This window comes from Acidovorax sp. LjRoot66 (genome assembly GCF_964253305.1).
Taxonomy (GTDB): Bacteria; Pseudomonadota; Gammaproteobacteria; order Burkholderiales; family Burkholderiaceae_C; genus Acidovorax.
This window is the reverse complement of record NZ_CAXUQU020000001.1, coordinates 1,808,918-1,829,643: the sequence shown is the minus strand read 5'-3', so window position 1 is coordinate 1,829,643 and position 20,726 is coordinate 1,808,918. Positions and strand designations below refer to the sequence as shown.

At 68.4% G+C, this 20,726-nt stretch carries 15 protein-coding genes; 2 read left to right on the top strand and 13 right to left on the bottom strand.

What is annotated here, in order from left to right; translation table 11 throughout:
• Positions 1–15: 15 nt before the first annotated feature.
• The 12 genes from guaD to ACSQ3Y_RS08465 all read right to left on the bottom strand — a co-directional run bounded on the left by guaD (position 16) and on the right by ACSQ3Y_RS08465 (position 14,281).
• A complete protein-coding gene (gene guaD / locus ACSQ3Y_RS08520) occupies positions 16–1,323 on the bottom strand; it encodes a guanine deaminase (protein WP_436176983.1) in 1,308 nt (435 codons plus the stop codon).
• An 80-nt stretch (positions 1,324–1,403) separates the two neighbouring features.
• The gene (locus ACSQ3Y_RS08515; protein WP_057264791.1) at positions 1,404–2,537 is read right to left on the bottom strand and encodes a BMP family ABC transporter substrate-binding protein; all 1,134 of its coding nucleotides are present in this window, start codon (positions 2,535–2,537) and stop codon (positions 1,404–1,406) included.
• Between the two features lie 115 nt (positions 2,538–2,652).
• The gene (locus tag ACSQ3Y_RS08510) at positions 2,653–4,227 is read right to left on the bottom strand and encodes a methyl-accepting chemotaxis protein (RefSeq protein WP_057201409.1); all 1,575 of its coding nucleotides are present in this window, start codon (positions 4,225–4,227) and stop codon (positions 2,653–2,655) included.
• 252 nt (positions 4,228–4,479) lie between these two features.
• The gene (locus tag ACSQ3Y_RS08505; protein ID WP_436176982.1) at positions 4,480–5,532 is read right to left on the bottom strand and encodes an adenosine deaminase; all 1,053 of its coding nucleotides are present in this window, start codon (positions 5,530–5,532) and stop codon (positions 4,480–4,482) included.
• Positions 5,532–6,527 (bottom strand): aromatic ring-hydroxylating dioxygenase subunit alpha, encoded by a 996-nt coding sequence (locus tag ACSQ3Y_RS08500; RefSeq protein WP_436176981.1) that lies wholly within the window; start codon positions 6,525–6,527, stop codon positions 5,532–5,534. Before ACSQ3Y_RS08500 ends, ACSQ3Y_RS08505 begins: the two co-directional genes overlap by 1 nt.
• Positions 6,528–6,661: 134 nt before the next feature.
• On the bottom strand, positions 6,662–7,831 hold the full coding sequence (locus tag ACSQ3Y_RS08495; RefSeq protein WP_305742767.1) for a BMP family ABC transporter substrate-binding protein: 1,170 nt from the start codon (positions 7,829–7,831) through the stop codon (positions 6,662–6,664).
• 189 nt (positions 7,832–8,020) lie between these two features.
• The gene (locus ACSQ3Y_RS08490) at positions 8,021–8,941 is read right to left on the bottom strand and encodes an ABC transporter permease (protein ID WP_179683822.1); all 921 of its coding nucleotides are present in this window, start codon (positions 8,939–8,941) and stop codon (positions 8,021–8,023) included.
• 51 nt (positions 8,942–8,992) lie between these two features.
• The gene (locus tag ACSQ3Y_RS08485) at positions 8,993–10,066 is read right to left on the bottom strand and encodes an ABC transporter permease (RefSeq protein WP_436176980.1); all 1,074 of its coding nucleotides are present in this window, start codon (positions 10,064–10,066) and stop codon (positions 8,993–8,995) included.
• Positions 10,059–11,648: an ABC transporter ATP-binding protein gene (locus tag ACSQ3Y_RS08480; protein ID WP_436176979.1), complete on the bottom strand. Its 1,590-nt coding sequence runs from the start codon at positions 11,646–11,648 to the stop codon at positions 10,059–10,061. The genes ACSQ3Y_RS08485 and ACSQ3Y_RS08480 overlap by 8 nt, the downstream gene beginning before the upstream one ends.
• Positions 11,649–11,728: 80 nt before the next feature.
• Positions 11,729–12,661 (bottom strand): LysR family transcriptional regulator, encoded by a 933-nt coding sequence (locus tag ACSQ3Y_RS08475; protein WP_436176978.1) that lies wholly within the window; start codon positions 12,659–12,661, stop codon positions 11,729–11,731.
• 222 nt (positions 12,662–12,883) lie between these two features.
• The gene (locus tag ACSQ3Y_RS08470; RefSeq protein WP_436176977.1) at positions 12,884–13,519 is read right to left on the bottom strand and encodes a flavin reductase family protein; all 636 of its coding nucleotides are present in this window, start codon (positions 13,517–13,519) and stop codon (positions 12,884–12,886) included.
• Between the two features lie 90 nt (positions 13,520–13,609).
• A complete protein-coding gene (locus ACSQ3Y_RS08465) occupies positions 13,610–14,281 on the bottom strand; it encodes a GntR family transcriptional regulator (protein WP_436176976.1) in 672 nt (223 codons plus the stop codon).
• Positions 14,282–14,536: 255 nt separating this feature from the next.
• On the opposite strand from ACSQ3Y_RS08465, the gene xdhA reads away from it, so the two are divergent.
• Complete coding sequence (gene xdhA / locus ACSQ3Y_RS08460) at positions 14,537–16,039, top strand: xanthine dehydrogenase small subunit (RefSeq protein WP_436176975.1); 1,503 nt, start codon at positions 14,537–14,539, stop codon at positions 16,037–16,039.
• Positions 16,036–18,462 (top strand): xanthine dehydrogenase molybdopterin binding subunit, encoded by a 2,427-nt coding sequence (xdhB, locus tag ACSQ3Y_RS08455; protein ID WP_436176974.1) that lies wholly within the window; start codon positions 16,036–16,038, stop codon positions 18,460–18,462. The genes xdhA and xdhB overlap by 4 nt, the downstream gene beginning before the upstream one ends.
• A gap of 6 nt (positions 18,463–18,468) precedes the next feature.
• Here xdhB and ACSQ3Y_RS08450 read toward each other — a convergent pair whose 3' ends face one another.
• Positions 18,469–20,571, bottom strand: coding sequence for a diguanylate cyclase domain-containing protein (locus ACSQ3Y_RS08450; protein ID WP_436176973.1), 2,103 nt, complete (start codon positions 20,569–20,571; stop codon positions 18,469–18,471).
• Between the last annotated feature and the right edge of the window lie 155 nt (positions 20,572–20,726).

Sequence of the window (20,726 nt, the reverse complement as noted above, 5' to 3'; positions counted from 1 at the left end):
ACGCCGGGCCGCCGATCAGGTACCTGCAGCCTGCACATCCGGCAACGACTGGCTGATCACCGTGCGCTCGACCAGCCGGTCATCGCCCAGCACGATCATCGCGAACAGCAGCTCGTCCAGATTGTTCGCATGGGCCGTCTTGCGCGCCAGCAGCGGGGTGGCGGCGGGGTTGATGACCACGAAGTCACCCTCGCAGCCCGGCTGCAGGTTGCCCACCACGCCAGCCAGGCCCAGCGCTGCCGCAGCGCCTGCGGTGTGCTGCCACCACAGCTGCTGGGGCGACAGGCTCAGGCCGGGCTTGGTCTGCCCTTCGCGGCCCACGTAGTAGGCGGCCAGCATGGTGCGAAACGGGCTGAAGCTGGTGCCCCCGCCCACATCGCTGGCCAGGCCGTAGCCAAAGCCGACGCGGTCGGCGCCTGCATAGTCGAAGAAGCCGCTGCCCAGGAACAGGTTGCTGGTGGGGCTGACGGCGGCCACCGTGCCGGTGTCGCGCATCAGCGCCCGGTCGTCGTCGTCGAAATGGATGCAGTGGGCATACACTGCGCGCTCGCGCATCAGCCCGTAGTCGCCGTACACCGCAAGGTAGCTGCGCGATGCGGGGAACAGCTCGCGCGCCCAGCGCACCTCATCGAGGTTCTCGGCCACGTGCGACTGGATCCACACGTCGGGGTGACGCGCCGCCAGCTCGCCCGCGCCCTGGAGCTGCTCGTGCGTGCTGGTGGGCGCAAAGCGCGGCGTGATGGCATAGCCCAGCCGGTCCACACCATGCCAGCGCCGGATCAGCGCCTCGGTGTCGATCAGGCTTTGCTCCGTCAGGTCGCGCACGCCGTCGGGCGAGTGGCGGTCCTGCAGCACCTTGCCGGTGATCAGGCGCAGTTGCTGGCGCTGCGCCTTGGTGAACAGTGCGTCCACGCTGGCGGGGTGCGAAGTGGCGAAGGTCAGGGCGGTGGTCACGCCGTTGCGCAGCAGCTCTTCGACGAAGAAGCCTGCGACCTGCGCGCCATAGGCCGGGTCGATGAAGCGCGACTCGTGCGGAAAGGTGTAGTTCTCCAGCCAGGGCAGCAGCCCATCGGCCGGCGCGCCGATCACGTCGGTCTGGGGGAAGTGGATGTGCATGTCCACGAAGCCCGGCGCGATGATGCGGCCCGGCAGGTGCTCGACCGCGCCCTGCCCGTAGGCGGACGCCAGGGCCTGCCAGGGGCCGGCAGCCACGACACGCTGGCGGCCCTCCCCATCGGGGGCAATGGCCAGCAGGCCATCCTCGTCGTACAGGGCCGAGCCATCGTCGGCAAAACGCAAAAGGGCAGAACGGTAGACACGCATGGGCGCAAGCTTAGCGGCAGAGGGGGGCCGTTGCATATGCTGCCGCCTATAGTGGATATGCGCCCTCGGGCAAGGCGGGTTCAGTGGGCCAGCTTGCCCTGCACGCCTTCGACCAGCCAGTTCATCTTGAGGATCTGCGCATCGCCGAGCACCTGGCCGGCGGCGATCACCTCGTGGCCCTCGTTGTCGCGCACCGGTGCCTTGCCGGCACGGAAAGGGTGCAGGGTCCCCGCGCCCACGGCCTTCTGCGCGGCCAGCACCTCCTGCTGCACGGCGGCAGGCACCTTGGGGCCGAAGTCGCCCACGCGGATCATGCCCTCGCGCACGCCACCCCAGACGGTGCCGCTCTTCCAGGTGCCGGCCTGCACGGCGCGCACGCGCTCGGTGTAGTACCGGCCCCACTGGTGGGTGACGGCGATGATCTGCGCGTCGGGCCCCGCGCCGCGCATGTCGGAATGGTAGGCCACGGCCATCTTGCCGCGCTCCTGCGCGGCGGCCATCACGGCGGTGGAGCCGGTGTGGAAGGCGATCACGTCCACATCCTGGTTGAACAGCACCATGGCTGCGTCGCGCTCCTTGGGCGGGTCGAACCAGACGTTGAGCCAGACCACCTTGACCGTGGCCTTGGGGTTCACCGAGCGCATGCCGAGCGTGAAGGCATTGATGCCCTGTAGCACCTCGGGAATGGGAAAGCCCGCCACATAGCCGGCCACGCCGGTCTTGCTCATGCGGCCCGCCGCGATGCCGGCCAGGTAGCGGCCCTCGTAGTAGCGCGCATTGGCCACCGCCACGTTGGCAGCGGTCTTGTAGCCGGTGATGGACTCGAACTTCACGTTCGGATAGTCCTGCGCGACCTTGAGCGTGGGCTCCATGTAGCCGAAGCTGGGCGTGAAGATGATCTGGTGGCCCGTGGCCGCCAGGTCGCGGATCACGCGCTCAGCGTCGGCCCCCTCGGCCACGTTCTCGACGAAAGTGGTCTTGACCTGGTTGCCCAGCGCGGCCTCCACCGCCTTGCGGCCATCGTCGTGCTGCTTCGTCCAGCCTGCTGCGGTGATGGGCGAGACATAGACGAAGCCGGCCTTGATCGGCTCGGTTTTGGGCGCTGCGGCCGCTGGCTGGCCAGGGGATTGAGAAAAGGCGGGGGAGATGGAAACGGCGCTGAAAAGCGCACTCACACAGACCGCACGCAATGCGGTGGCGAGGTTTTTGTACATGGTAGTCCTCTACATGGTCCCGATGACAGAAAAAGCAAAAGGCTGCCGGGACAGCAGCCTTTGCAAGGGCGGTATTGTAGCCAGCGGGCCGCGCCGGCGCTGGCGCGGCGCTTTCTCAGCGCAGTCGCAGCGCGCCCGATGGCGCACCCAGGCGGAAGGCGCCCACCACCTCGGCCAGGCGCGCGGCCTGGTCCTTGAGGCTCTCGGCGGCGGCGGTGGATTCCTCCACCAGCGCCGCGTTCTGCTGCGTCATCTGGTCGAGCTGGCTGACGGCCACGTTCACCTGGCTGATGCCCTGGCTCTGCTCCGATGCGGCGGCGCTGATCTCGCCGATGATGTCGGTCACGCGGCGCACGGAGCTCACGATCTCGCCCATGGTGCTGCCGGCGTTCTGCACCAGCGCAGCGCCCGACTCCACCTTCTCGACCGACTGGCCGATCAGGGTCTTGATCTCCTTGGCCGCTTCGGCACTGCGCTGGGCGAGGCTGCGCACTTCGCTGGCCACCACGGCAAAGCCACGGCCCTGCTCGCCGGCCCGGGCGGCTTCCACGGCGGCGTTGAGCGCCAGGATGTTGGTCTGGAAGGCGATGCCGTCGATGGTGCCGATGATGTCGGCGATCTTCTTGCTGCTGGCGTTGATCGCGTCCATGGTGCTCACCACCTGGGCCACGACCTCGCCGCCGCGCTGCGCCACCTGGGCAGCCGAGGCGGCCATCTGGTTGGCCTGCACGGCCGAGTCGGCGCTCTGGCGCACGGTGCTGGTGAGCTCTTCCATGGAGCTGGCCGTCTCCTCCAGGTTGGCGGCCGTCTGCTCGGTGCGCGCGCTCAGGTCCTGGTTGCCAATGGCGATCTGTGAGCTGGCGGTGGAGATGCTGTCCACCACGCCACGCACCTGCTGCAGCGAGCCGTTCAGCGCACTGCGCATGGCGTCCAGCGCGCGCAGCAGGTGGCCGGTCTCGTCATTGGCGTAGCCGGCCTGGGGTGCACCGGTCAGGTCCATGCCGGCGATGGATTCGGCTATGGCTTCGGCCTGGCGCAAGGGGCGAGTGATGCTGATGGCCAGCAGCCAGGCCAGCAAGGCGCCGAGCAGCAGCGAGATGGCGGTGCACACCTGCAGCAGCAGGGTGGTCTGCGCGCGCAGTCCCTCGGCGCGCTTGCCTGCGGCATCCAGTTGGGCGCGTTGCGCGTCCACCATCTGCTGCACGCCGGCCAGGTAGTCGCGCGAGGTGGGCTCGAAGCGCTCGGTGAACACCTTGTTGGCGTTCTCCGCATCGCCGGCCTGCTTGAACTTGCTCACCTCTTCACGCGCGGCCAGGTAGCTCTTGCGCAGCTCGCCCACTTTGGTGAAGAGCTGCTTTTCCTCGGCTGTGTCCATCTGCGCCTCGATGATCTTCTGAAGCTCGTTGGTCTCACGGATGGAGGTGGCCGTGGCCGGCGCGAAGTAGGGGATCAGCGCAGCATCGCTGCTCTTGGCGATGGCGGCGGCACGCTGCACACCCGAGGTGGTGTGGCGCAGCCAGTCGGCCCCGGCACGCTCGGTCTTGATGTTGTCGTTGACCATGGTGTCGATCTCGGTGCCAAGCTGGCCCAGACGGACGACGGCCACGATGGAGCTGAGCAGGAACAGCGCGAGGATCGCCCCAAGCACCAGCGCGAGGCGCTTGCCGATGGACAACTGATTGAGAAACATGGAGAGACTCCGTTATGGAAAGGCGCAGGGGTAGGCACAAAAGAGATGCGGTCTCCCAAAGGCCGCATTCTGGGCAGTTGCCGACCCCGGAGGGGACCAACAAATGCTTACAAAAACCTGTAATTCTAGGGTTTACCCGAAATCCATGTGCAACTGATGCGCCAGACCCAACAGCAGCGTTGTTGTTCTGCACACAAACAGTGCACAGAAAATGCGCCCTGCGCTGCCTTGGGTACCCCTGCCATTCCTGGATCAGTAGTCGTGTTCCATGAAGCGTTCGAAGCGCTCCTTGAGCTTGTGCTCCCACACGCGCTTGTCGGCGTTGCCCGCAAAACTGGCTTCGAAGCTGTTGAACGCCAACTGGTAGGCGTGGCGCACCGTCATGCCGGTGGCAGCGAACACCTGGGTGAAGTTGTCGTTGATGTAGCCGCCGAAGTAGGCCGGGTCGTCCGAGTTGACCGTGGCGGCCAGGCCGGCATCGAGCAGCTTCGCCAGGTTGTGGTCGGCCAGGTTGGGGAAGACGCACAGCTTCTGGTTGGACAGCGGGCACACCGTGAGCGCGGTGCGGTCCTGGGCCAGGCGCTGCATCAGCGCGGCGTCGTGGACGGCCTGCACGCCGTGGTCGATGCGCTCGACCTTGAGCACGTCGAGCGCACTCCAGATGTAGGCCGGCGGGCCCTCCTCGCCGGCGTGGGCCACCAGGTGCAGGCCCAGCTCGCGGCAGCGGGCGAACACGCGCGCGAACTTCTCGGGCGGGTTGCCCACCTCGCTGCTGTCCAGGCCCACGCCGACGATCTTGTCCAGAAACGGCTGCGCCTGCTCCAGCGTCTCGAAGGCCGACTCCTCGCTCAGGTGGCGCAGGAAGCACAGGATCAGCGTGGCGCTGATGCCAAGATCGGCGCGCGCATCCACGCAGGCGCGGTGCAGGCCGTTGATCACGGTCTCCATCGCCACGCCGCGCTCGGTGTGGGTCTGCGGGTCGAAGAACAACTCGGTGTGCAGCACGTTGTCGGCCGCGGCACGCACCAGGTAGGCGCGCGCCATGTCGTAAAAATCCTGCTCATGCAGCAGCACGCTGGCGCCCGCGTAGTAGATGTCCAGAAAGCTCTGCAGGTTGGTGAAGGCATAGGCGCTGCGCAGTGCCTCCACATCGGCGTAGGGGAGCGACAGGCCATTGCGCTGCGCCAGCGCGAAGATCAGCTCGGGCTCCAGCGAGCCCTCGATGTGGATGTGCAGCTCGGCCTTGGGCATGGCGCGCAGCAGCTCGGGGATGCGCGCGGCGGGGATGGGGGGAACCTTGAACATCAGCAAACTCCAAAGGTGATGCCGCTCGCGCGCAGGTAGCGGCGGTAGGCGGATGATGCCTTGTCGGCGGCGGTATGCAACTCTGCACGCAGGTCCAGCGGCAGGCGTTGCGGTGTCTGGGACTCCAGCACCGGCTGGTCCTGGGTGAAGATGGTGTGCTGGAAGGCCTGCAGCTTCTCGTCGGGCGATTCGAAATCGGCCACGGCCAGGCGGAACCACACGCGGCTGGTCTCGGGCGTGAGCGGGCACACGAACAGCGCGATGGACTCGCGCCAGCCGGCCACTGCGGTGGTACCGGCCTCGGGCACCTTGGTCAGCACGGCCGTGTAGGGGCCCGTGACCTCGTAGGTGTACTCCACCTGGGCTGGCGCCGTCGAGTGCAGGTTGGACTGGGGCTGCCAGGCCTTGCAGCCCGTGGCGCGCAGGCCCGTGGGCGTGGGCTCGACGCGGTAGTCGTCGATGGCCGTGGCCTCGCGCGTGCCCAGCCAGCCGTCGTGCACGAAGCCAAAGTGCGCCATGTCCAGAAAGTTCTCGACGATGCGCGGGGCGCTGGTGGCCACGTCGTAGGGGCCGCAGTTGAGCTTGCGCAGGCGGGCATCGCCCTCGGCCTCGAAGGCGGGCGGCACGGCATCGCCCGCTTCGAGCTGCACCCACACCAGGCCGTTGGCTTCGACCACGCCATGGTGCCGGGCGCAGTGCGTGGCCGGCGGGGTGAACTGCGGCAGCGCCGGTACGTGCACGCACTGCCCGCCAGCCGCGAACTGCCAGCCATGGTAGGGGCACTCGATGCGGCCACCCTGCACCCGGCCCAGGGACAGGCGCGCACCCCGGTGCGGACAGCGGTCCGTGAAGGCCTGCACCCGCCCCTGGCCATCGCGCCAGAGCACGAGGGCATGCTGCAGCAGCTGCACAGCCAAGGGCGCCTGCTCCACGGCGTGCGACAGGGCCACGGCGTGCGACAGGGCCACGGGGTGCCATAGGGTGGTTTCGATCATGGGAATGCTTTTTGTTTTTCAAGGGCTCGGCGTGCAGCCCTGTGGACATTCTGTACGGCCCCAACGAAAAAGGGAACGTGCCGCGCACGTTCCCTTTCCTGGACCAGGCCGCCAGGGCCTGGTGGCGGTGCTGCTTACTTCTTGTCGCCGCCGGGGATCTTTCCTTCCACGCCCTTGACGTAGAAGTTCACGCCGCTCAGGAACTTGTCGTCAGCGACGGCGTCCTTGGCGACCACTTCCTTGCCGTCCTGGCCCACGATGGGGCCCTTCCAGATCTGGAAGCTGCCGTCGGCCAGGCCCTTCTTGATGGCTTCGACCTTGGTCTTGGTGTCGGCAGGCACGTCTTCGGCGATGGAAACGATGTCGATCGCGCCTTCCTTCACGCCCCACCAGCTCTGGCCCGTGGCCCACTTGCCTTCCAGCGCGTCCTTGGTGGCCTTGATGTAGTACGGGCCCCAGTTGATCACGGCCGATGCCAGGTGGGCCTTGGGGCCGTAGGCGGTCATGTCGCTGTCCCAGCCGAAGGCGCGCTTGCCCTTTTCCTGGGCAGTCTTGAGCACGGCGGGCGAGTCGGTGTTCTGGAACAGCACGTCGGCGCCGCCGTTGATCAGCGAGGTGGCGGCTTCGGTTTCCTTGGGTGGGCTGAACCATTCGTTGACCCAGACCACCTTGGTCTTGATCTTGGGGTTGACCGACTGCGCACCCAGCGTGAAGCTGTTGATGTTGCGGATCACTTCAGGGATCGGCACCGAGCCCACCACACCGAGGGTGTTGGTCTTGGTCATGGCGCCGGCGATCACGCCGGCCATGTAGGCGCCTTCGTAGGTGCGGCTGTCATAGGTGCGCACGTTGTCGGCGGTCTTGTAGCCGGTGGCGTGCTCGAACTTCACGTCCTTGAAGTCGGGGGCGATCTTCTGGATCGACTCCATGTAGCCGAAGGTGGTGCCGAAGATCAGCTTGTTGCCCTGGCCGGCCAGGTCGCGCAGCACGCGCTCGGCATCGGCCGATTCGGGCACGCTCTCGACGAAGCTGGTCACTACCTTGTCGCCGAATTCCTTCTCGATGGCCTTACGGCCATTGTCATGGGCAAACGACCAGCCGCCGTCACCGACGGGGCCGACATAGGCGAACGCGATCTTCAGTGGCTCGGGCTTGGGCGCGGGCGCAGAGGCCACGGGCGCCGGGGCGGGCGCAGGCGCCGCAGCGGCTGGCTCTTCCTTCTTGCCACAGCCCACCAGTGCGGCAGCGGCTACAGCGGAGAGCGCAGCCACCTTGAGCAGGGAGCGTTTCTGCAGATCAGTCATGTCGGTTCCTTTTGAAGAGAAGAAAGAAAGTGTTGCAACAGCGGGGGAACGAAAACAGCGATTATGGGGTGATCTACCGGGCGGTAACCAAAGGTTTTTGGGGGAGGTGCGGCCCGAAAGGCTCCAGCGCCCGGCAGGATGCAAGATCCAAGCCGAGCACGTGCCCCACGGGAAGGCATGCGCCCGTATTCACGAACCCGGGTAGAAAGGTTTGCCCAGCGAGGCGGGCATGTTGATGCGGATCCACGCCGGGTTGCGCGATATCAGGGCCAGCACCACGATGGTGGCCACGTAGGGCAGCATGCTCAGCAACTGGCTTGCCACCTGCACGCCCGTGGCCTGCAGATGGAACTGCAGCATGGTCACGCCGCCGAACAGGTAGGCCCCGAGCAGCACGCGCGCGGGCCGCCAGGTGGCGAAGGTGGTCAGCGCCAGCGCGATCCAGCCGCGGCCCGCCACCATGCCCTCCACCCACAGGGGGGTGTAGACCGTGGAGATGTAGGCCCCCGACAGGCCGCACAGCGCGCCGCCGGCCACCACGGCCGCCAGGCGGATGCGGCGCACCGGGTAGCCCAGCGCATGGGCCGACTCGGGCGACTCGCCCACCGAGCGCAGCACCAGGCCCGCGCGCGAGCGGTACAGGAACCAGATGAGGGCTGCCACCAGCAGCATGGTGAGGTAGACCACCGGGTGCTGCTGGAACAGCGCGGGTCCGAGCAACGGCACCTCGGACAGGCCGGGGATGGCGTACTTGGGCATCTCGGGCAGCTTGGCCTGCACGTAGCTGATGCCCAGGAAGGCCGAGAAGCCCACCCCGAACAGGCTCAGCGCCAGGCCCGTGGCGTACTGGTTGGTGTTGAGCCAGATCACCAGCACGCCGAAAATGGCGGCCAGCAAGGCCCCGGCGGCCATGCCGGCCGCGAAGCCCAGCCAGCTGTTGCCGGTGTGTACCACGGTGGCGAAACCGGCGATGGCGGCGCACAGCATCATGCCCTCGGCGCCGAGGTTGACGATGCCGGCCTTCTCGTTGATCAACAGGCCCAGCGCCGCGATGGCCAGGACGGTGCCCGCACTCAGCGTGGCGCCTATGAGCAGTGCATAGGATTCCATATCAAGCTTCCTTCCTGGCCGAGAGATTCACGCAGAGGCTGTGGTGGTGGTTCATGCCTTCACCCCTTTCGTGCCCACCCGGCGCACGCGGTAGGCAATCAGCGTGTCGCAGGCCAGCAGCGTGAACAGCAGCAGGCCCTGGAACACGCCCGTGAGCGACTTGGGCAGGCCCAGGCGCGACTGCGCCAGCTCGCCGCCGATGTAGAACATGCTCATCAAAATCGCCGAGAGGATCATGCCCACCGGGTGCAGCCGCCCCACGAAGGCGACGATGATGGCCGCGAAGCCGTAGCCCGCCGGCACATAGGGCGTGAGCTGGCCGATGGGGCCGGCCACTTCGAGCGCGCCCGCCAGGCCGGCAGCGCCGCCCGAGATCAGCAGCGCCACCCACAGCGCACGGCGCGACGAAAAGCCCGCATAGCGCGCCGCCGCCGGCGCCAACCCGCCCACCTGCTGGGCAAAACCGGCACGGGTGCGGAACAGAAACACCCACAGCGCGGCCGCACCGGCCAGGGCCAGCAGCAGGCCGATAGACATGCGCGAGCCCTGCATCAGGCGCGGTATCTGCGTCACGCGCTCGAAGGTCTTGGTCTGCGGGAAGTTGTAGCCCATGGGGTCCTTCCAGGGGCCGTAGACCAGGTAGCCCAGCACCAGCGTGGCCACGTAGACCAGCATCAGGCTGACCAGGATCTCGCTGGCGTTGAACTTGTCGCGCAGCAGTGCCGTGAGCCCGGCCCAGGCCATGCCGCCCAGCACACCGGCCAACAAAATGGCCGGCACGATCCAGGGGCCGGTGGTCTTGTCGGCCAGCAGCGCCACGCCGCCGGCCGCCACGGCGCCGATGACGAACTGGCCCTCGGCGCCGATGTTCCAGACGTTGGAGCGAAAGCACACGGCCAGGCCGAGCGCGATGAGCAGCAGCGGCGTGGCCTTGACCATCAACTCGCCGATGGCGTAGGGCGTCTTGATCGGCTCCCAGAAGAAGATCTGCAACGCACGCACGGGGTCCTTGCCCAGTGCAGCGAAGAGGATGATGCCGATCAGCACGGTGAAGGCCAGCGCCAGCAGCGGCGAGCCGAAGGTCCAGAGGCGCGAGGCCTGGGGGCGCGGCTCGAGCTTAAGCATGGTGGTGCTCCCCGCCGGCGGCCACGGCAGCCTGCGCCAGGTGGCCCTGCACGTCGGCATGCCACAGCCCGCTCATCCACTCGCCGATGCGTTCCACGGTGGCCTCGGCGCGCGGCACCGAGGGCGAGAGGTGGCCCTTGGCCACGACATGCAGGCGGTCGCAGATTTCAAACAATTCGTCCAGCTCCTCACTGACCACCAGCACGGCGCAACCGGCATCGCGCAGCGCCAGGATTTCGCCGCGGATCTGCGCGGCCGCGCCCACGTCCACGCCCCAGGTGGGTTGCGAGATGATGAGCAGCCGGGGCTTGGCGTCGATCTCGCGGCCCACGATGAATTTCTGCAGGTTGCCGCCCGACAGCGACTTGGCAGCCGCATGCGGGCCACCCGCCTTGACGTGGAAGCGCTCGATGATGGCGCGCGCATGCGATTCGAGCGCCCCCACCTTGATCCAGCCGCTGCCCGCCACCGAATTGGTGCGCGTGAGCAGCAGGTTGTGCGCCAGGCCCATGGTGGGCACGGCGCCGCGGCCCAGGCGCTCCTCGGGCACGAAATGCAGGCCCAGCGCGCGGCGGCGGCTCGGGCCCATGCGGCCGGCGTTCTGGCCGGACACCTGGATGCTGGCCGGCTCGGCGCGCTGGTCTTCACCCGACAGCGCGTAGAGCAATTCCTTCTGCCCGTTGCCGGAGACCCCGGCAATGCCGACCACCTCGCCGGCCTTGACCTCGAAGGACAGGTCCACCAGGTCCACGCCGAACTGGTCGGCACGCGGCAGCGACAGGCCCCGCACGCTGAGCACGGTGGCGCCGGTCTGCACGGTGCGGTGCTCCAGCGCCGGCGGCTCGGCACCGATCATCAGGCGCGAGAGCGAGGCGTTCGACTCCTCGGCCGGGTTGCACACGCCCGTGACCTTGCCGCCGCGCAGCACGGTGCAGGCGGTGCACAGCGCGCGTATCTCGTGCAGCTTGTGGCTGATGTAGAGGATGCTGCAGCCCTCGGCCGCGAGCTTGCGCAGCACCACGAAGAGCTTTTCCACCGCCTGGGGCGTGAGCACCGAGGTGGGCTCATCAAGGATCAGCACCTTGGGGTTGGTGAGCAGCGCACGGATGATCTCCACGCGCTGCATCTCGCCCACGCTGAGCGTGTGCACGGGGCGCAGCGGATCGATGTCGAGGCCGTACTCGGCCGCCTTGGCGGTGATGCGCTCGGTCACCTCGGCAAGGTCCTGGCTCTTGTCCAGGCCCAGCCAGACGTTCTCGGCCACGGTCAGCGTATCGAACAGGCTGAAGTGCTGGAACACCATGGCGATGCCCAGGGCCCGTGCCTCCTGCGGGTTGCGCACCTGCACGGCCTGGCCGTTGAAGTGCACGCTGCCCTCGTCGGGTTTGACCGAGCCGTAGATGATCTTCATCAGCGTGGACTTGCCCGCGCCGTTTTCGCCCAGCACGGCATGGATCTCACCGGGCTGCACCGTGAGGGAGACACCGCTGTTGGCCACCACGGCGGGATAGCGCTTGGTGATGCCCGTGAGCTGCAGCCGGGGCGCCAAGCCCGGGGCATTGGAAAGAGGTGGTGAACTCATGCGGTGGATTGTCTCTCAGATTGGTGGGTCGTTATAGGGATAAAACTGCCTGCCATCGCTTGTTCAGCATGACCGCAAAGCTATTCTTTTCGTAGCGACGCAGCCACCGCCTTCACGCAGTCGCGCAGCCACACGGCGGCTGCGGAATGGTGCGTGCGGGCATGCCACAGCTGGTAGTACATGAGGCGCGGAAACTCCACGGGGGCCGGCAAAATGGCCAGCGGCAGGTGGTCCACATAGCGTTCGCAGTACTGGCGCCCGGTGGTCAGCACAAGCAAGCTCGATGCCACGATGGGCGGTATGGCGCTGAAGTGCGCACAGCGCGCCGTGATGTTGCGCGCCAGGCCCAGGCCATCGAGGTGCATGTCGATCACGCCGCGCGCGCCGGGGTGGGTGGGCGTGGGGGCGATGTGCTCGGCAGCCAGCCAGCTCTCGGCGTCCCAGCCGCGGCGCACGGCGGGGTGGTCGCGGTTCACGAGACACACCACCTCGTCGCCGAACAGGCGGCCCATGTGCAGGTCGTCCGGGGGCTGGGGCCAGTTGCCGATGACCACGTCCACGTCGCCCTGCGCAAGGTGGGCGTGGTAGTGGGTGTCGCCCGACAGCGGCAGGATCTCGATGGGGCACATCGGCGACTCGACTTTGATGCGCGCCACCAGCTGCGGCAGGAAGTAGGGGTCCAGGTAGTCGCTGGCCGCCACGCGGAAGGTGCGGGTGGCGGTGCGCGGATCGAAGCCGCGCGCATCGGAGAACAGGGCCTCGGCCGAGCGCAGGATGGCGCCCGCGGGCTCCACCATGCGCAGCGCCGCGTCGGTGGGCATCATGCTGGCGCCCGAGCGCACCAGCAGCGGATCGCCCGCCAGGTCGCGCAGCCGCTTGAGCGCGGCCGACACCGCCGGCTGGTGCATGCCCAGGCGGACGGCTGCCCTCGATACGCTGCGTTCAGTCAACACGGTGTGCAAGACCCTTATGAGATGGAGGTCTATCTTGTCGAAAAGGGCGTGGTCTCGCATACAGGGGCCTGCATTCTTGTCATACGCCATCACGTATGCCGCTGCGCGCGATGGATGCGCTGCGCTGCGCGATGTGGGGAGTGGGGGCGTTGTGGGGTGGGCAAAAAGTGTCGGCGCACTGTACACCGCACACCCGCTGCGACGTGCCCCTGGAAATCCCTGTGCAGGCCGCAGGCCCGAGGTCAAGCCCCGCGCAGTGCGGCTACCGCCTCGCGATGGCGCTCAGATCTCGTCGATGGCGGTTCTGCGGGCCTGCGCAGGCGTGTCCGCGCCGATGGCGAAGCGCTCACCGGTCTTCACGTAGAAGCTCGCGCCGAAGCGCCCCACGGGATGGAAATCCTGCAGGCGCACGCGCCAGCGTTCGGTGTCCACCAGGCCTTCGCGCACGCCCAGCCACTGCACGCGGCCGATGAAGACGTAGCGGCTGGCGGTCTCCAGCGTTTCGTGCAGCACGCACTCGAAAGCCACGGGTGCCTCCGCGATGCGCGGCGGCGCCACGCTGCGCGAAGGCACGGGTGTGAGGCCGGCGTGCACCAGTTCGCTCTGGTGTGGCGGCAGGCTGTCGCCGCAGGCGTGCATCTGCGCGGCCATGGCCTCGTCGGTGATGTGCACCACGAACTCGCCGGTGCGCAGGATGTTGGCCGCCGTGTCCTTGAGCAGGCCGTCCTTCAGGCGGTTGATGCTGACCATGACCACCGGGGGGTCCTCGCCCAGCATGTTGAACATGCTGAACGGGGCAGCATTCACCGTGCCGTCTTCGCCCAGCGTGGTGATCAGCGCGATGGGGCGCGGCACGATCAGGCTGGCCATGAGCTTGTAGCGCTGGTAGGCGTCTATCTGCGAGAAGTCGATGTCCATGGCGCCGCGATTGAATAAATCGTATACGAAATTTTAAACCATGCCGTTGATTCATGGCGGCATCGCACAGATCGTATACGATTTTCGCAATCAGCCCTGCGGCAGCTCTTCCGGCAGGGACAGGCGCGCCTCCAGCGCCAACAGGTGGCGGTCCATGGCATCGGCGGCGGCAGCGCCATCGCGCAGGGCCAGGTGCTCGACGAGCTGCTCGTGCTCCTCGTGCTCGCAGCTGGATTCGCCGGGCGTCTCGTACAGCGCCACGATCAGCGAGCAGCGCGTCATCAGTTCGGTCAGGATGCGCTGCAACTCGGCATTGCCCGACAGCTCCGCCAGCGCCAGATGAAAGCCACCCGCCAGCGCCACCCAGCGCGCATGGTCCTGCTGGTGCAGGGCCTCGTGCTCGGCGCGCATGCGCTGCTTGAGGCGCTGCACCTCGCCATGGGTGATGCGCGCAGCCACCATGCGCACGATGCCCGCCTCCACCACGCGGCGCGCGGCGAAGATGTCGCGTGTCTCCTTCGGGCCGGGGCGGGCCACCGTGGCACCCTTGTTGGGCACGATGTCCAGGATGCGCAGTTCGGCCAGCCGGTGCAGGGCCTGGCGCACCACCGTGCGGCTCACTCCGAAGCGCTCGCACAGCGCGGGCTCGCCCAGGCGCTCGCCGGGCCGCAGCCGGCCGTGCATGACGTCGTCGAGCACGGCCTCGTACACCGGCTGGTCCAGGGTGGCGGCAGGTGGGCGAGAAGGCGTTGCGGCGGGCATGGGCAGAAATGGTGCGCGATGGTGTGCGATGGTGTGCGATGGTGCGGTGGGCGCGCCAGTGTAGCCAGCAGCCACTGGGCCCCGGCGTCCGGCCGGTGCCACGGAGTGTGGCGGCAGCGGCCTTTTTTGCCCCCGGTGGGCGCGCAGTCATAGCGCGGCAGGCATCCTCGTTATACGCTCTGGCATATGCGGTCTGTTGCAGGCGCGCATACGCTCTGGTTTTGACCGATTTGCCCGTTTTTGAGCACCCCACGCATGACGATGACCCACCGACCTCTTCGCTTCATCCGCCGCGGCCAGCCCGCGGCGCTGCACGACGTACCGCCCGACCGCACCTTGCTGGAGGTGCTGCGCGAGGACCTGGGCTGCACGGGCACCAAGGAGGGCTGCGGCGAGGGCGACTGCGGTGCCTGCACGGTGGTGCTGGGTGAAGAGCGCAATGGCAAGCTGCACTACAGCGCCGTGAACAGCTGCATCCGCCTGGCCCACTCGGTGGACGGCATGGCGCTGTGGACGGTAGAAGACCTGGCCGAAGACCCGCTGATCCGCCCCGCCGGCCCGGCCGCGCCGGTGGAAAAGCCCATCACCCTGCACCCCGCGCAGGAGGCCATGGTGCAGTGCCACGGCTCGCAGTGCGGCTTTTGCACGCCGGGCTTCGTGATGAGCCTGTTCGGCATGTACCAGAACCATGTCTGCCAGGGCCAGCCCATCACGCGCGAGCTGGCGCAGGAAGAACTCTCGGGCAACCTGTGCCGCTGCACAGGCTACCGCCCCATCCTCGATGCCGCCCAGCAGATGGCCGCCTTGCCCCCCGTAGCCGTGGACGAGGCGCAGTTGCTGCGCCAGCTGGCACAGCTGCAAGCCCCGGAGGCGGACGGCACGGCCTACCTGGCCCCGACCACCCTGCCCGCCCTGCTGGCCGCGCGCGCCGCGCACCCCGGTGCCCAGGTGGTGGCCGGCTGCACCGACGTGGGCCTGTGGGTCACCAAGATGCACAAGCAGTACGCGCAGATACTGGACGTGACGCGCGCGGCCGAGTTGCTGCATCTCGGTGAAGACGCGCAACAGATCACCATCGGCGCCGCCGTATCGCTGACCGATGCCTTTGCCGCACTCACCCGCCAGTGGCCGCAGCTGCACACCTTTGCCACGCGCTTCGCGGGCCTGCCGGTGCGCAACTCGGGCACGCTGGGCGGCAATGTCGCCAATGGCTCGCCCATCGGCGACTCCATGCCGCTGCTGATCGCCCTGCGCGCCCAGATCGTGCTGGCCAGCACGCGCGGCGAGCGCACGCTGGCGCTGGAAGACCTGTACACCGGCTACCGCCAGAGCGTGATGGCGGCCGATGAGCTGCTGGTGCGCATCGTGGTGCCGCGCCCGGGCGTGACCGAGGCCTTGAGGGCGTACAAGATATCGAAGCGCTTCGACGACGACATTTCGGCAGTCTGCCTGGTCATCAACCTCGACATTGAGGCCGGCGTGGTGCGCCGAGCCAGCATCGGTGCGGGCGGCGTGGCCGCCACCCCAGCACGCGCGCGGCAGACCGAAGCCACCCTCACCGGCCAGCCCTGGTCGGCCGAGACCGTGCAAAAAGCAGCCGATGCCCTGCAGGCCGAGTTCAGCCCCATCTCCGACATGCGTGCCAGCGGCGCCTACCGGCGCACCGTGCTGGCCAGCCTGCTGCAGCGCTTCTGGCTCGAAAGCCAGGGCCAGGACGCGGTGAGCGTGGAAAACTTCCGACTGGAGGCCAGCGTATGAACCAGCGTGACCCCTCTCCCGTGAGCCGCGACGCCGTGGACGACCCGGTGGTGGTGCAGGCCGATGCGCACGCCGACCAGCCCGTGGCGGCGCCCCAGGCACCCACGCCCCCCGCCACGCTGCGCGCCATGGGCCATTCGCACATCCACGAAAGCGCCCGCGCCCAGGTGGCCGGTGCGGCCCACTACATCGACGACCTGCCCGAGATCAAGGGCACGCTATACGCCTCGCCCATCCTCTCCACCGTGGCCCACGGGCGCCTGAACGGCGTGGACGCGAGCGCCGCCCTGGCCCTGCCCGGCGTGCGCGGCGTGGTGCTGTCGGCCGACGTGCCAGGCGACAAGATGCTGGCCGCCTTCGCGCACGACGAGCCGGTGTTTGCCATGGACACGGTGCAGCACATCGGCCAGGTCATCGGCCTGGTGGTGGCCGACACGGTGATGCAGGCGCGCCGCGCGGTGCGCGCGGTGAAGCTCGACATCACCCCGCTGCCGGCCGTGCTGACGGTGCAGGACGCGCTGGCCGCCGAAAGCTATGTGCTGCCACCGGTGTTCGTGCGCCGCGGCGATGCGGCGGCCGGCCTGGCCGGCTCAGAACACCGCCTGCAAGGCACCTTCGACGTCGGTGGGCAGGAGCACTTCTACCTAGAGGGCCAGATCGCCTACGCCATGCCGCTGGAGCAGAAGCAGTGGTGGGTCTATTCCAGCACCCAGCACCCGGGCGAGGTGCAGCACTGGGTGGCGCACGCCCTGGGCATCGACAACCATGCCGTGCGCGTGGAGTGCCGGCGCATGGGCGGGGGCTTTGGCGGCAAGGAGACGCAGGCCGGGCACCTGGCCGTGTGGGCCGCCGTGGCGGCGCACAAGCTGGGCCGCCCGATCAAGCTGCGCCTGGACCGGGACGAGGACTTCATGGTCACCGGCAAGCGCCACCCGTTTGCCTACCGCTACGACGTGGGCTTTGACGGCACGGGCCGCATCACCGGGCTGAACCTGCACATGGCGGCCAACTGCGGCTTCTCGGCCGACCTGTCGGGCCCGGTGGCCGACCGCGCCGTGTTCCACAGCGACAACGCCTACTACCTGAGCGACGTGGAGATCGCCTCCTACCGCTGCAAGACCAACACCCAGAGCCACACGGCGTTCCGCGGCTTTGGCGGCCCGCAGGGCGTGATCGTGATCGAGGCCATCCTGGGCGACGTGGCGCGCGCCCTGGGCCTGGACGCGCAGGACGTGCGCCTGCGCAACCTCTACGGCCGCGACGCGAGCGAAGGCCGCAACGTCACCCACTACCAGATGACTGTGGAGGACAACATCCTGCACGAACTCATGCCCCAGCTGGAGCGCGACGCCAACTACCGCCAGCGGCAGGCAGCGATTGCGGCATGGAACGCCACCAACCCGGTGCTCAAGCGCGGGCTGGCGATCACGCCGGTCAAGTTCGGCATCAGCTTCACGGCCACCCTGTTCAACCAGGCTGGCGCGCTGGTGCACGTGTACACCGACGGCAGCGTGCAGGTGAACCACGGCGGCACCGAAATGGGCCAGGGCCTGCACACCAAGGTGGCGCAGATCGTGGCCGACGAGCTGGGCGTGCCCCTGCACCGCGTGCTGGTCACGGCCAGCGACACCAGCAAGGTGCCCAACGCCAGCGCCACCGCCGCATCGAGCGGCACCGACCTGAACGGCCGCGCCGCCCAGTTCGCCGCGCGCCATGTGCGCGACAACCTGGCGGCCTATGTCTGCGGGCTCGATGGCTGCGGCGCGGGCGCCATCCAGTTCGCGGGCGGGCAGGTGATCTCGCCCAAGAAAGTGCGCGCCTTCGACGACGTGGTCAAAGAGGCGTACGCCAACCGCATCCAGCTGTGGAGCGACGGCTTCTACCGCACGCCCAAGATCCACTACGACAAGACCACGCTCACGGGCCGGCCGTTCTACTACTTCTCGTACGGCGCGGCCTGCACCGAGGTGGTGATCGACACGCTGACCGGCGAGAGCCGCGTGATCGCCGTGGACATCCTGCACGACGTGGGCCACAGCATCAACCCGGCCATCGACATCGGGCAGATCGAGGGCGGCTTCGTGCAGGGCATGGGCTGGCTCACCACCGAGCAATTGGTGTGGAACGACAAGGGCTACCTGGCCACGCACGCCCCCAGCACCTACAAGATCCCGGCCACGGGCGACATCCCCGCGCATTTCCGCGTGAACCTGTGGCCCGAGGCCAACCGCGAGGACAACGTGGGCGGCAGCAAGGCCGTGGGCGAACCGCCCTTCATGCTGGCCATCAGCGTCTACGAGGCGCTGCGCAATGCCGTGGCGGCTGCGCGCAGCGGCGGCGAGGACGACCGCGCGCCGGTGCAGCTGACCGCGCCCGCCACAGCCGAGAACGTGCTGCGGGCGCTGGGCAAGGTCAGCGACTGAGGGGGATCAATACGGCCCCAGCGCCATGCGACCGGAGGATGTCATGTCGCGCGCATGGCGCGTCTCCACCCGGTTGCGCCCGGCGCGCTTGGCGTCGTAGCAGGCCATGTCGGCTGCATTCAGCACCGAGGCCACGTCGTGCAGGTGGGCATCGAGCACCACCAGGCCGATGCTCACGCCCAGCGTGAAGCTGCGCCCCTGGTAGGACGGCTCCCAGGCCTGCACCGTGGCGCGCAGCTGTTCGGCCACGGCCTGGCCGCGCGCCAGCGGGCAGCCGGGCAGCACCACGGCGAACTCGTCGCCGCCCAGCCGTGCAGACCAGCCCACCTGGCGCACCTGGGTCTCGATGAGCCGGGCCACATGGCGCAGCACGTCGTCGCCCGCATCGTGGCCCGCCACGTCGTTGACCAGCGTGAAATGGTCAAGGTCCAGGAACAGCATCACCCCGTCGTCGGGTGCATCGTCCACCGCCGTGCCCGCCGCACCGGTGGCTCGCGTGCGTGCCGAGCGCTCGGCCAGCAGCAGGGCCAGTCGGTGGTCGAAGGCCGAGCGGTTGTGCAACTGGGTGAGGGCATCGTGCGTGAGCTCCCAGGCCTGCTGGTACTGGGCTTCGCGCGCGGCGGTGATGTCCTCCAGCATCCACACCGTGCCTCCGCCCAGGGCCTCCGAATTCACCTTGCGGCCCTGCACCCGCGCCCAGACGGGGCTGCCGTCCTTGCGCACGAAGCACACGTCGCCATCGAAGGTGCCATGCGCCGCGAAGGCCGACTGCACGCGCTCGCCCAGGCGGGCATAGTCGGCGTCAGAGCCGTACAGCGTGCGTGCCGGCCGGCCCTGCAGTTCACCCTCTGCGTAGCCCAGCGTCAGGCAGGCCTGCCGCCCCACCACTTCGAGCACGCCATGGCGCGTGATGACAATGCCCACCGAGGCGTTCTCCAGGATGGCCTGGAACTGCCCGTGCAGCAGCGCGTGCAGGTGGTCCTGCTGGCGCTTTTGCTGCGCCAGCCCGTCGAACACCCGCACCAGCGCACCCACCTCGCCCCGGCCACCGGGCCAATCGATGGCGCCCCGGGCATCGTGGCGCAGCAGCTGCTGCGCGCCCCGGCACAGCTGGGCCAGGGGCTGGGCCATCCAGGCCATGGCCGTGGCCAGCAGCAGCACGCCCAGGGCAATCACCGCGGCGGCCAGCCACCAGGCATCGCGCTGGGCTCCCTGCAACGGCGCCAGCAGCGCCTGCGAATTGCTGACCCGGGCCACGAACCACTGCGGCAGCGGCATGCCGGCCACGCTCACGATGTGGTCGGGCTGCACCTCGGTGACCCCGCGCCCGACCACGGGCTGCGCACGGCGCAGCCACTCGGCGAATACGGGGGCCAGGCCCGGCTCGTCACGCACCTGGCCCATGATGCGCGCGGGGTCGGTGTGCGAGAGGATGGTGCCGTCGCGGGTGAAGACCACCAGGCGCGAGTCATCGCGCGCCGGCAGCGCCATGGACTGCGGCAGCAGGCCCTGCGACTGCAGCCTGAGCGCCCCCGCGACCACGCCCAGCACCGCGCCCTCCTCGCTGTGCAGCGGCAGCGTGAACAGGATGCGCGCATTGCTGGTGCGCCCGGCAATCAGCTCCGACACCTGGGGTTTGCCATCGATCAGCGTGCGGCGCAGGGCATCGCGCTCCGCTGGGTCCAGGTCGGCCGCCTTGACCAGTTGGCCCGCACGGATGTTGAGTCGGAGTTCGCCATCCTTGCGGGCCACCTGCAGGGCATCGAAGAACCCCACCGCAGGCAGGCCCTGCTGCAGCAGCCAGTCCAGCGACGAGGGCGATTCGAGCATGGCCGGGGTGATGCCCTGTGCCACCGTGCGCAGCACCTTCTGGCTCTGCTCGATCTTGCTGGCCAACAGCCGCGCCACCACCTCCACCTCATCGGTCTGCTGGCCGACCATGCGGCGCATGGCCTCCTGGCCTGCGGCACGCGAGACCAGCCACACCGACGCCGCGCTCGCCAGCACCACCACCAGCGCAGCCACCGCCATCAGCCGCAGCACCAGGGAGCCCGGCAGGCCCAAGGCCGGCTCTTGCGCGGCAGCGACGGGGTTCGCGGGTGGCGTCATGCGCTGTCCCGGTGGGGAGGGCTGCAGGTGCGGACGATGAGGGAGGCGGGCATGGGAACTGTGGGAAACAACAGGGCTTCCAACGAATATACGCAGCACCCGCCCACAGGGGCTTGGGTGGAACCCTCACATGCCCCCAAGGAAAAACCCTAGTG